This is a genomic window from Acidiphilium sp. MT5 (genome assembly GCF_054767495.1).
The window spans coordinates 401327-411326 of record NZ_BAABMR010000002.1 but is presented as its reverse complement, the minus strand read 5'-3'; the positions used below and the strand labels follow the sequence as shown (position 1 = coordinate 411326).

Annotated in this window: 12 protein-coding genes and 1 tRNA gene; 4 read left to right on the top strand and 9 right to left on the bottom strand. The window is 61.5% G+C overall.

Features of this window, described 5'->3' with window-relative positions; genetic code table 11:
* Positions 1-41 precede the first annotated feature (41 nt).
* A complete protein-coding gene (locus tag ACYUCQ_RS04060; RefSeq protein WP_460253219.1) occupies positions 42-173 on the bottom strand; it encodes a hypothetical protein in 132 nt (43 codons plus the stop codon).
* 119 nt (positions 174-292) lie between these two features.
* Here ACYUCQ_RS04060 and ACYUCQ_RS04055 point away from each other — a divergent pair, with 119 nt between their 5' ends.
* On the top strand, positions 293-964 hold the full coding sequence (locus tag ACYUCQ_RS04055; RefSeq protein ID WP_460253218.1) for a hypothetical protein: 672 nt from the start codon (positions 293-295) through the stop codon (positions 962-964).
* A 63-nt stretch (positions 965-1027) separates the two neighbouring features.
* On the opposite strand, the gene ACYUCQ_RS04050 is transcribed toward ACYUCQ_RS04055, so the two are convergent.
* Positions 1028-1103 (bottom strand) — tRNA-Lys (locus ACYUCQ_RS04050).
* A 197-nt stretch (positions 1104-1300) separates the two neighbouring features.
* Here ACYUCQ_RS04050 and ACYUCQ_RS04045 point away from each other — a divergent pair.
* Together ACYUCQ_RS04045 and lpxB are read left to right on the top strand one after the other, a co-directional pair.
* On the top strand, positions 1301-3043 hold the full coding sequence (locus ACYUCQ_RS04045; RefSeq protein WP_460253217.1) for a c-type cytochrome: 1743 nt from the start codon (positions 1301-1303) through the stop codon (positions 3041-3043).
* 12 nt (positions 3044-3055) lie between these two features.
* Complete coding sequence (gene lpxB / locus ACYUCQ_RS04040) at positions 3056-4195, top strand: lipid-A-disaccharide synthase (protein ID WP_460253216.1); 1140 nt, start codon at positions 3056-3058, stop codon at positions 4193-4195.
* A gap of 15 nt (positions 4196-4210) precedes the next feature.
* Here the strand turns inward: lpxB and ACYUCQ_RS04035 are convergent, their stop codons facing one another.
* The 3 genes from ACYUCQ_RS04035 to ACYUCQ_RS04025 form a co-directional block, all read right to left on the bottom strand.
* Positions 4211-4684, bottom strand: coding sequence for a DUF1178 family protein (locus ACYUCQ_RS04035; protein ID WP_460253215.1), 474 nt, complete (start codon positions 4682-4684; stop codon positions 4211-4213).
* 26 nt (positions 4685-4710) lie between these two features.
* Positions 4711-4968 carry a glutaredoxin 3 gene (gene grxC, locus ACYUCQ_RS04030; RefSeq protein WP_460253214.1) on the bottom strand — a complete coding sequence of 86 codons (258 nt, stop codon included), beginning with the start codon at positions 4966-4968 and terminating at the stop codon, positions 4711-4713.
* An 86-nt stretch (positions 4969-5054) separates the two neighbouring features.
* Positions 5055-5789 (bottom strand): ComF family protein, encoded by a 735-nt coding sequence (locus ACYUCQ_RS04025; protein ID WP_460253213.1) that lies wholly within the window; start codon positions 5787-5789, stop codon positions 5055-5057.
* A 42-nt stretch (positions 5790-5831) separates the two neighbouring features.
* On the opposite strand from ACYUCQ_RS04025, the gene ACYUCQ_RS04020 reads away from it, so the two are divergent.
* A complete protein-coding gene (locus tag ACYUCQ_RS04020; RefSeq protein WP_460253212.1) occupies positions 5832-6596 on the top strand; it encodes a methyltransferase domain-containing protein in 765 nt (254 codons plus the stop codon).
* On the opposite strand, the gene ACYUCQ_RS04015 is transcribed toward ACYUCQ_RS04020, so the two are convergent.
* From ACYUCQ_RS04015 to ACYUCQ_RS04000, 4 genes are all read right to left on the bottom strand, one after another.
* Complete coding sequence (locus ACYUCQ_RS04015) at positions 6591-7322, bottom strand: JAB domain-containing protein (protein WP_460253211.1); 732 nt, start codon at positions 7320-7322, stop codon at positions 6591-6593. The two genes, ACYUCQ_RS04020 and ACYUCQ_RS04015, sit on opposite strands and share 6 nt — an antisense overlap.
* 70 nt (positions 7323-7392) lie before the next feature.
* A complete protein-coding gene (gene map / locus ACYUCQ_RS04010) occupies positions 7393-8181 on the bottom strand; it encodes a type I methionyl aminopeptidase (RefSeq protein WP_460253210.1) in 789 nt (262 codons plus the stop codon).
* Positions 8182-8230: 49 nt separating this feature from the next.
* Positions 8231-9424 (bottom strand): MFS transporter, encoded by a 1194-nt coding sequence (locus ACYUCQ_RS04005; RefSeq protein WP_460253209.1) that lies wholly within the window; start codon positions 9422-9424, stop codon positions 8231-8233.
* Between the two features lie 135 nt (positions 9425-9559).
* Positions 9560-9970 (bottom strand): rhodanese-like domain-containing protein, encoded by a 411-nt coding sequence (locus tag ACYUCQ_RS04000; protein WP_460253208.1) that lies wholly within the window; start codon positions 9968-9970, stop codon positions 9560-9562.
* Positions 9971-10000: the final 30 nt, after the last annotated feature.

Genomic DNA, 10000 nt, shown 5'->3' with positions numbered 1-10000 from the left:
CGCAACCAATAGAGAATCATAACCAACTGAAATCACTCACCTTAATTTTCGGTCAGACACTCAAAAAAATCATTGTAAAAACTCTGCGTTTCGCCCTTCTCATAGGCCGCATCCCGCCACTCATCCGCAAACCGAGCCGCCCGCCCTCGAATTTCGCCCCAACTCAGACGCATTTTTCATCTCACCCAAGAATTGACGTAACCATATCAACCTCCAAACCACCGCGCCACCCCATCATTTTGCACCTATTTTCCCCTTTCGCACCCACCCCCTCTTATGCCATGTTAGAGAAATGGAGCAGGTCACTAACCCCCTCGCACAGAGTCTCGCCGACCGCTTCACCGCGATCGCGCACATGCTCCGCAAAACCCTCGGTGCCCCCGACTACGCCCGCTTTAATCTTTCGCTCAAGTGGGCCGTCTGGCACCGTATTTCGCTCCTCTCCCGCCGTTTTCGTTCTCTCTCCTGCAATCCCCGCCCCATCCGCGAACGGAAACCCGGCGCGAAAACTCAAACCGCGCCCGAACCCGCAGAAGCACCAGCACCAACACCCCCAGCCGACGCGAAAAAAAGCAAATTGCCACGGCAAAATGGCTGGCTGCTGCAAACCTTCCCCGGCCATCACATCCCCTATGTGCGCGGCCATCTGATCTGCTTCCTCGAAGACCCCGAATTGTCGCTCCTCCACGGCGAAAATCCCCGAATCGGTCGCGTGCTGCGCCCAATCTGCCACATGCTCGCGATCCCGCTCCCAACCTACCTCAAATTACCGCGCAAACCCCGCCAGTCAGCGCAAAAACTGGCCCCAAAACCGGCGCGCAAACCAGCGCGGCGGAGCGAAAAACCAGAGCCGTCATTTTACGACTACATGCTGGCAAAATACCCGCCTGCGCCCCCACGCCCCACGCTGCCCGGCCACATCTACGAGCCACCCTCACGCGCAAAAATCAACTTCGAGCGTTGAGCGCACAATCACGCCCACATTGTTCCGATATCAAAATAAAATGGAGCGAAAGGAGCGAAAAATTGGTGGGCGCACAAGGACTCGAACCTTGGACCCGCTGATTAAGAGTCAGCTGCTCTACCAACTGAGCTATGCGCCCGAACCGTCGGTTCGTGCCACCGAAGCGGCTTCTAGCAAGATCATCGGGGTGTGGGAAGCCTCCCAAGGCCCATTGCGGCCCGGTGATCAAATGTTGCTGACCATCGGCCCCTTGCTCCTTGACCAATCGCGGTTTATCGCGATGTTCAGCGGAGAACCGTCAGATCGGTATCGATCATTTCAGTCAGGATGTTGGCGATGACAAAATCAGTGGGTTCAGGATCAGTGAGCGCGGGCGCAAAGCGCCGTCGCGGTGCGATCATAGCGGGTTTGGCCGCGATCATCGGGGTCACTTTGGTGGGCAGCATGGCGTTCGGCGCGCTCAACCCGTTTGCCTATCAACCAACCCCGATTGTCCCAGCGCCCGATTCCTATCCCGCTGTCCCCATGCCCGATACCCAAGGCATGAGCGCCGCCCAAATCGCTCAAGTCCAGCGCGGTCGCTTCCTCACCGTCGCGGGCGATTGCATGCCCTGCCATTCCGCGCCCGGCGGCAAGCCGTTCGCTGGCGGATTATCCTTCGTCACGCCGTTTGGCACGATTTATTCGCCCAACATCACCCCCGATAAAACAGACGGCATCGGCAACTGGAACGAAAAGCAATTCTACGCATCCTTGCATAACGGCATTGCGCCGGGTTCCTCGCTGCTGGTGTTCCCGCGTTTTCTCTATCCGGCGATGCCCTACACCTCCTACGCCAAGCTCTCAAAGCCGGATGTGATGGCCATCGCCGCCTATCTGCGCGCCATTCCGGCCGTTGCGTCCAAGCCGCCGCAGAACGGGTTGAATTTCCCCTTCAATATCCGCGCCGGCTTGTTAACGTGGCGCTTGCTGTTCTTCAGCACCGCGCCGGTCAAATTCAACAAATCCTGGAGCCCCGCCGTGCGCAACGGCGCGTATCTGGCCGAAGCGCTGGGTCACTGCACCGAATGCCATTCGCCGCGCAATTTCATGTTCGCGATCAAGCAGGATCACAGCCTCGCCGGCGCCCGCATCCTCGGCGAGCCTTGGTATGCGCCCAACATCTCCTCCTCGAAAACCGCCGGCGTCGGCGGCTGGTCCAAGCAGGTGCTGGTGTCCTATTTGCGCCATGGCGGCAATATGCAGCAAGGCTCGGCGTTCGGCCCGATGAAATCGGTGGTCGATTACAGCCTGAGCCAAATTCCGAAATCCGATGTTGAGGACATCGCCGCCTATCTGCAAACCGCGACCGCGCCGCGCAACACCGCATCGGGGCCAACCATCGCCACCGCCGCCCAGCTCGCGCAGGGCAAGCAGCTCTACGAGGCCAATTGCGCCGCCTGCCATCAATCCAACGGTGCGGGCGTCGCGAATGTGTTCCCCAATCTCGCGGGCAACCAAGCCGCCTGGGGTGGCCCTGCGGATAATCTGATCGGCGTGATGCTCGGCGGTATGATCCCCTGGCACGCGAATGGCCCGGCCATGCCGGCGTTCAACGCCTCGCTGAGCGATCATCAAATCGCGGCCATCGCCAATTATGTCCGCACCGCTTGGCATAATCCCGGCGTCGCGGATGCCACGGCGGCGCAAGTGCTCGCACTCCGCAAAACCTCGCCGCCGCACGAAATCGCGATGGCCGATCCGGATTATCTCGATCTGCCGCCGATTGGCTCGGCCAAAGCCCGCGAACTGGGCTGCCCGCTGTTGAATACCGCGATGGCCGATCCGGGTGATGGCTGGTTGAACAGCATGAATGGTGTGACCACCGCCACCTTGACGGCGCGCACCCAAACCCTGCTCACCACCCTCAAGAGCAAAATGCCCGGCCTCTCCAACGCTGATCTGGTCAATGAAGCGGTTACCGCCTATTGCCCGGTCATCGCCACCACCAAGGGCCTATCGATGAGCGATAAACGCGATGCGCTGGCCAAATATCGCCAGGCGGTTGCGGCCCTGTTGGCCAAAGCGCCGAAAACCTAACCGGGTTGCGGCGTGGCCCTGATCTATCTCGTCGCCGGCGAAGCCAGCGGCGATGTGCTCGGGGCGCGGCTGATGCAAGCGCTCCGCCAAATCCACCCCGAACTCAGTTTCGCAGGCATTGGCGGGGCGATGATGGCGGCGTCGGGCATGGATTCTTTATTCCCCATGCAGGAATTATCGCTGATGGGGCTGGTGGAAATTCTGCCCAACATCACCCGCCTGAAACGCCGACTGGAGCAAACGGCGTCAGACATCGCCGCACGCAAACCGGCCATGGTCGTCACCATCGACAGTCCAGGCTTTTCGCTCAGGCTGCTGCGCCGCATCGCCGGGCTGGGCCTGCGCCGGGTGCATTATGTCGCCCCGCAAGTTTGGGCGTGGCGGCCTCAGCGGGTCAAGCATTTTCCCGGCTTGTGGGATCGTCTGCTCTGCCTGCTCCCGTTCGAACCCGCCTTCTTTGAACCGCACGGTCTGGCGCCGGTTTTTGTCGGCCATCCGGTTTTGGAATCCGGCGCTGATCGCGGCGACGCACAGCGTTTTCGCACCGCATTTTCGCTCCCCCCCGCCGCACGACCGCTGATCCTGATGCCCGGTAGTCGGCGGTCAGAGCTGAACCGCCTGTTGCCGATTTTCCGCACCACCCTTGATCGCCTGACCACCGACCATCCTGATCTCGTCCCCGTGCTCGCCGCCGCCCCCGCCATGGCCGATCGCGTCCGCCGCGAAATGCAGGATTGGCGGGTACGCCCCTTGATCGTCAGCGATCCGGCTAGCCGCTATGACGCCTTTGCCGCGAGCATCGCCGCGCTGACCAAATCGGGCACCTCGACGCTGGAACTGGCCATGGCCGGCGTGCCGATGGTGGTGACCTACCGCGTCCATCCGGCGACGGCGGCGATTGCCCGGCGCTTGGTCACGGTGGACCATGCCGCCATTGTCAATCTGCTCGCGGGACGCGGGCTGGTGCCGGAATTGATCCAGCAAGATTGCACGCCGCCCAAAATGATCGCGGCTTTATCCAGCTTGCTGGACGGTGGCAGCGCAGCCGCCACGCAACGCGCAGGCTTTGCGCAAATCGCCTCCATGCTCACCCCGCCTTCCGGCGATAAACCCAGTATGGCCGCCGCAAAGGCAATTTTGGAATTACTCTGAGGGCGTTGTCACGCCCTAACTATCCGAGCGCGGCACCCAGGGGATCGGCGTGACCTCGATCCCATCATCGAGCAATGATTCGATGTCATCCGGCGTGGCCTCGCCATAAATACCGCGCGCCGGGGCCGATCCCTCATGGATTTTCCGGGCCTCCTCGGCGAAATCCGACCCGAGATAATCGCAGCGCGCCTCCACCGCCTCGCGCAATTTGGCGAGCATAGCGCGCAAACCATCCGGGATTGGACCCGCAAGGGTAGGAGCGGGCTTGGGCGCCTCGGTCGGCACAGTTGGCTCCTCACGCATCGGCGGCGGGGCAGACTGACCACGCTTGCCTATCCGTGGTGCCATCATCGCCCGATCAATCTTGGACCCGCCGCATTGCGGGCAGGTTAATAAGTTTGCTTGCGCCAGACGATCAAACTCAGCGCTGCCCTTGAACCAGCCGTCAAACGCGTGGCCTTCATCGCAGCGGAGATCGTAATGGATCATCGTCGTTTTGTGCGGCGCGGAGCGCTTCAGGCGGTGAGCAGCGGGTCGAGCGCACCGCGCTGCTCAAGCGCCATCAGTTCATCGCAGCCACCGATTGAGCGACCATCGATAAAAATCTGCGGCACGGTGGTCTGACCGCCCGAGCGGGCAATCGCATCACGCCGGGCGGCGCTGCCATTCGGCGCGTCGATCTCGGTGAACATCACGCCCTTGCGGCGCAGCAAGCTCACGGCGCGGCTGCAATAGGGGCAAAAAGCCTGAGTATAAATTTCAATTTGCGGCATGCTCTGTCTCCATCGCGTCACATACGCGCCCACGCACGCCGCACAAGGGGGGATAGCGAGTGCTGCAATCATTTCACCACCGCCTGTTACGCATAATCCTCATCCGCCCGCTCATCAACAACGCGGGCGAGCGCAAGCACATCCACTGCCGCAGCACCCGCGCCGAGCAACGCCTCCGCACAGGCCGAGGCCGTGGCACCGGACGTCAACACATCATCGATCAACAAAATAACCTTCCCTTCAATCTGCGCCCGCCGATGCGCCCGCACCGCAATCGCGCCCTTCATCCATTGGGCGCGCGCATCATGATCGAGGCTGGCGAGCGCAGGGGTCGCCCGGATCCGGGCCAGTGCGTCAATCAGCACCGGGCGCCTGGCCCAATGACCCAGGGCGCGGGCCAGCAGTCCGGCCTGATTATAGCCCCGCTGCGCCAAGCGCCGCCGATGCAACGGCACCGGCGTCAGAACATCCGCCTGCGCCAATAAAGCCGCCCCTGGCCGCAGCATCATTTTGGCAAGGCTGCGTGCGGCTTCTGGCCGATCCGAATATTTGAATGGCAAAATCAATTTTTTCGCGCCCGGCCCATAGCGCAAAGCCGCGCGGGCGGCACGAAAGCGCGGCGGGTCCCAGTCACAGCCGGTGCATAATCCGCTATCCTGCTCCAAGGGCAGGCCGCACTGGCGACAGACCGGATCGGTGATGAAATCGGTGGCTTTGAAGCAGGTTTCGCAGAGCAAGCCGTTTTGCTCCACGATTTCGCTACAGGCCATGCAATGGGCGGGGAGCAGCGCATCAAGCACAGCGCGCGCAAGCGGCCACATCAGGGCTTCTCCGCCGGGTGCAACCCGTGCAAACAGGCTCGGATGAACCAGAGATTGCTTTTCGATGCCAAAGCGGTCCGCGCCCATCGTTGCCGCGCGCGCCCCCGCTTGGAGCGGCTGCGCCCGGTGCTGGATGATTTGGCGGCGCGCGTGTTGGACCGGCTCGATGATAGCGCGGTGCGCTTCACCACCGCTCTGGATATTGGCGGGCGCGGCGCTGTCGCCCCTTTGCTCGCCGCCCGCGCCATGGCGGTAACCCGGGCGGATCTCGCAACGCCGATCGGTGCGGATCTGGTGATCGACGCCGAAGCGATCCCGTTCGCCGAGCATTCTTTCGACCTGATCGTGGCGCATTGCTCGCTGCATTGGGTGAATGATTTGCCTGGCACCTTGGTGCAGCTTCGCCGGGTTTTGCGCCCCGGTGGCTTGTTCCTCGCCAGCCTGCCGCTGGTGGGCACCCTCGCTGAATTGCGGACTGTGCTGCTTGAAGCCGATGCGGCCCTGAGCGGCGGTGCCCCCCCGCGCATCGCCCCGTTTCCCGATCTGGCCGATTGCGCCGCCCTGCTGCAACGCGCCGGCTTTGCATTGCCGGTGGCCGAGCGCGACGTCATCCACTTTGAATATCGCGACCGCCTCGGCCTGCTGCGCGATTTGCAGGATGCTGGCGAAACCAACGCCTTGCTGGCCCGCTCCCGCACGGTTCCGCCACGGGCATTATTCCCGCACGCCTTGGCCAGTCTCGCCCCGGCGCACGCCCCGGCGATGATAACGTTGCAGCTCGGCGTGCTCACCGGCTGGGCCTCATAACAAACCCAAGCGCTTGAGGCTGATCCAAGTGCCATGGCCGATGATCACATGGTCATGCAGCACAATTGCATAGGATGCAGCAGCGCGCTTGAGCGTTCGGGTCATATCGATCTCGATGTCAGAGGGCGTCGGCTCGCCTGCAGGGTCATTATGCACCGAAATCATCGCCGTTGCCCCTTGCTCGAGCGCGCGCATGACCAAAGCATGGGGGTCAGCCATGTTGGCGCCCTCATCGGCGATTAAGCGGTTGCGTGGGTCTAAATACAAAACGCGCCGCCGCTCGATCTGCTCATGGGCGAGCATTGATGTCAGATACTCAATCAGCCGATCCCAATTATGCAGCAATGGCCGGTATCGTCGCTCCGTCTGCACCAGCCGCGCGGCGGCGGTCTGCACCAATTTGAGAGCCACCGCTCCCGCTTCGCCGATTTCTTCAATCGCCAGCAAATCCGCCAACGGCGCCCTGAGCGCGTTGGAATACGACCCAAACCGCTTGATCAAGGCCAACGCCATCGGTTTGGTGTCACGCCAGGGCAGGGCGGTGAATAAAATCATCTCCAACATTTCATGATCGGCCAGCGCCTCCGGTCCCACCCGTAGCAGCCGCTCACGCAGCCGCGCCCGATGGCCATGGGTTCCCGGGGGCGTTTGATCGCGCCGTGGTCCTGGGGGCAGCGCGACATCAAATTCAGCAAAATCGCCTAAGGCGGATAATTTTTGAGTCATACACGCATAGGTTGTCATATTCGCGCGCGATAGGGAAGCCTAACATCGCGAAATGCGCTGAACCGCGGCGCTAATAAGGCGGGCGCGTGTGACCTGCGGGCGAGAGGGTGAAAATTTCGTATCCGGTATCGGTGATGCCGATCATATGCTCAAACTGGGCGGAAAGGCTGCGATCCCGGGTGACCGCGGTCCAACCATCATCGAGAATTTTCACCTCGGGTCGGCCCAGATTGAGCATGGGCTCGATGGTGAAAAACATCCCCGGCCGTAATTCTGGTCCAGTGCCCGGCCGGCCAAAATGCAGCACATTCGGCGGTTCATGGAAGGTGCGGCCAATCCCATGACCACAAAAATCGCGCACCACCGCGCAACGATGCGCTTCGGCATAGACCTGGATAGCATGGCCAATATCGCCAAAATGCTTCCCCGGCGCTGCCGCCTCGATGCCGCGCATCATCGCCTCATAGGTCACATCGATTAGGCGCCGCGCCTTCACCGAGGCTTCGCCCGCCACATACATCCGGCTGGTATCGCCATGCCAGCCATCCAAAATCACGGTGATATCGATATTCAGAATGTCGCCCGGGTCCAGCCGCCGATCGCCGGGAATCCCATGGCAGACCACGTGATTGATCGAAATACAGCTCGATTTTGGATAGCCGCGATAATTCAGCGTCGCCGGGATCGCACCATGGCTGACGATAAAGGCGTGGCAAATCTGATCGAGCTCGCCGGTCGTGATGCCGGGGCGGACATAGGGGGCGATCATGTCAAGGGTCGCCGCGGCCAACGCGCCGGCAGCGCGCATCGGCGCGAAATCCTGCGCTTGATGGATGGTGATCCGTTGCGGTGTGGTCACGGCGTCCATTACCCGAGGCGGCGCGGGGGAATTTGTCTGATCATTGCCCTTACATGACCGCGCCCGCGCGCGATGGCAAGATGGCAACCAGCCGCGCAACACCCAGCGCACCAATCAACAAGCAGGCGATGAAAACCACCACCCCATCCCACCCGGCTTTGCCATACGCAACGCCGCTCGCGGAGCCAATCACGCTCGATCCCAGATAATATAAAAACAAATACAGCGCCGCCGCCTGCGCCCGATTGGTTCGCGCCCGCAGCCCGACCCAGGAGCTCGCCACCGAATGCGCGCCAAAAAAGCCAAAGGTCACCAGCGCAATGCCCAACACCACCAGCGCCAAATTGCCCGATAGCGTTAGCAAAACCCCCAATAGCTCCACGCCAATGGCAACCGGCAGCGCCCGCGTGCGGCCCACCCGCCCAGCAATCCCGCCCACCCAGGCCGAACTCACCACGCCCACCAGATAGACCGCGAAAATCAGCCCCACCCGGCTTTGCGACAAGCCAAAATGCGGCCCCAGCAACCGAAACGTAATGTAGTTATAGACACTGACAAAGCCGCCCATGATCAAAAACGCTTCGAGAAACAAAGGCACCAAGGCCGGATCACGCAAATGTTCCAGATAATTGAACGCCAACGCGCGCGCCGCGAACAAGCGTGGCACAAAATGTCGTGACCGCGGCAGAGCCACCATCACCACCAGCCCCGCCGCCAACCCAATCGCGCCCACCACCGCAACCGCAATGCGCCAACCCGCCGCATCCGCGACCATTTCGGTCAGTAATCGGCCAGTCATCCCGCCAAAGCCGCTGCCGGCGACATAAAGCCCCATGGCGAGGCCGATGGAGTCGCGATCCACCTCCTCGGCTAAATACGCCATCGCCACCGCTGGCAGGCCCGATAACACCAGCCCAATCGCCCCGCGCATCAGTAAAAACAGTGCCCAATTATCAATAACCGAGGAGATCATCGTCAGCACCGCCGCCAGCAAAATCGCGCTGATCATCATCGGCGTGCGCCCCCACGTTTCAGACAGCGCACTCGCTACCAACAAGGCCAGCGCCAACGTGCCCGTAGTCATCGAGAGCGCGAAGCTCGAGCCTAAAGGCGTGACCCCGAACACATGGACAAACACCGGCAATAAAGGCTGCACGCAATACATCAATTCAAACGTGGCAAAACCGGCGGCCACCATGGCCAGATTGGCGCGGCGAAATTCACGGCTCCCGCGCGCAATCACGCAGCACCCCGCCACGCGACTTCATGGGTCAACCTCATCATTTATCGGACAAACTCATAGGCCCGTTCTCGCCGAACCGAGCCGGATCAACAAGCCACGGTCACGCTGAGCAGGGTCGTTCAGCGCTCAAGCCGATTAATTTTGCGACCAAGGCAGCCCGTCATGTTTCCAGCCCGCCACATGGCCGCGCCGACCCCGCTGGTCATGCGGCCCCTCGAACCCGTCTTTCACGTTATAGACATGGTGAAACCCATATTCGCGCGCCAGCCGCGCCGCCGCCATGCTGCGCCCGCCGGAACGGCAGACGAAATAAACATGATGCGCGGGCGTCAGCCCCGCCGCTTGCAGCGCCGTGATGAAATCTTGGTTCGGCTGCATGCTGGGAAATATCTGCCACTCGATCATCACCGGGCGCTTGCCGGTTTGCGACAAATCCGGCACGCCCACGAATTGCCACTCCGCAACCGTGCGCACATCACATAAAAACGCATCCGGATTGCTCATCAACGCTTCCCAAACTTGACGCGGTGCGACATCGTCAATCATTGCGGTTCCCCGTGATTTGTTTCTGATCGG

Coding starts and splice junctions, on each gene's coding strand:
- ACYUCQ_RS04060 (WP_460253219.1), bottom strand. CDS start 173: ATGCGTCTGAGTTGGGGCGAAATTCGAGGGCGGGCGGCTCGGTTTGCG.
- ACYUCQ_RS04055 (WP_460253218.1), top strand. CDS start 293: ATGGAGCAGGTCACTAACCCCCTCGCACAGAGTCTCGCCGACCGCTTC.
- ACYUCQ_RS04045 (WP_460253217.1), top strand. CDS start 1,301: ATGACAAAATCAGTGGGTTCAGGATCAGTGAGCGCGGGCGCAAAGCGC.
- ACYUCQ_RS04035 (WP_460253215.1), bottom strand. CDS start 4,684: ATGATCCATTACGATCTCCGCTGCGATGAAGGCCACGCGTTTGACGGC.
- grxC (WP_460253214.1), bottom strand. CDS start 4,968: ATGCCGCAAATTGAAATTTATACTCAGGCTTTTTGCCCCTATTGCAGC.
- ACYUCQ_RS04025 (WP_460253213.1), bottom strand. CDS start 5,789: ATGTGGCCGCTTGCGCGCGCTGTGCTTGATGCGCTGCTCCCCGCCCAT.
- ACYUCQ_RS04020 (WP_460253212.1), top strand. CDS start 5,832: ATGAACCAGAGATTGCTTTTCGATGCCAAAGCGGTCCGCGCCCATCGT.
- ACYUCQ_RS04015 (WP_460253211.1), bottom strand. CDS start 7,322: ATGACTCAAAAATTATCCGCCTTAGGCGATTTTGCTGAATTTGATGTC.
- ACYUCQ_RS04000 (WP_460253208.1), bottom strand. CDS start 9,970: ATGATTGACGATGTCGCACCGCGTCAAGTTTGGGAAGCGTTGATGAGC.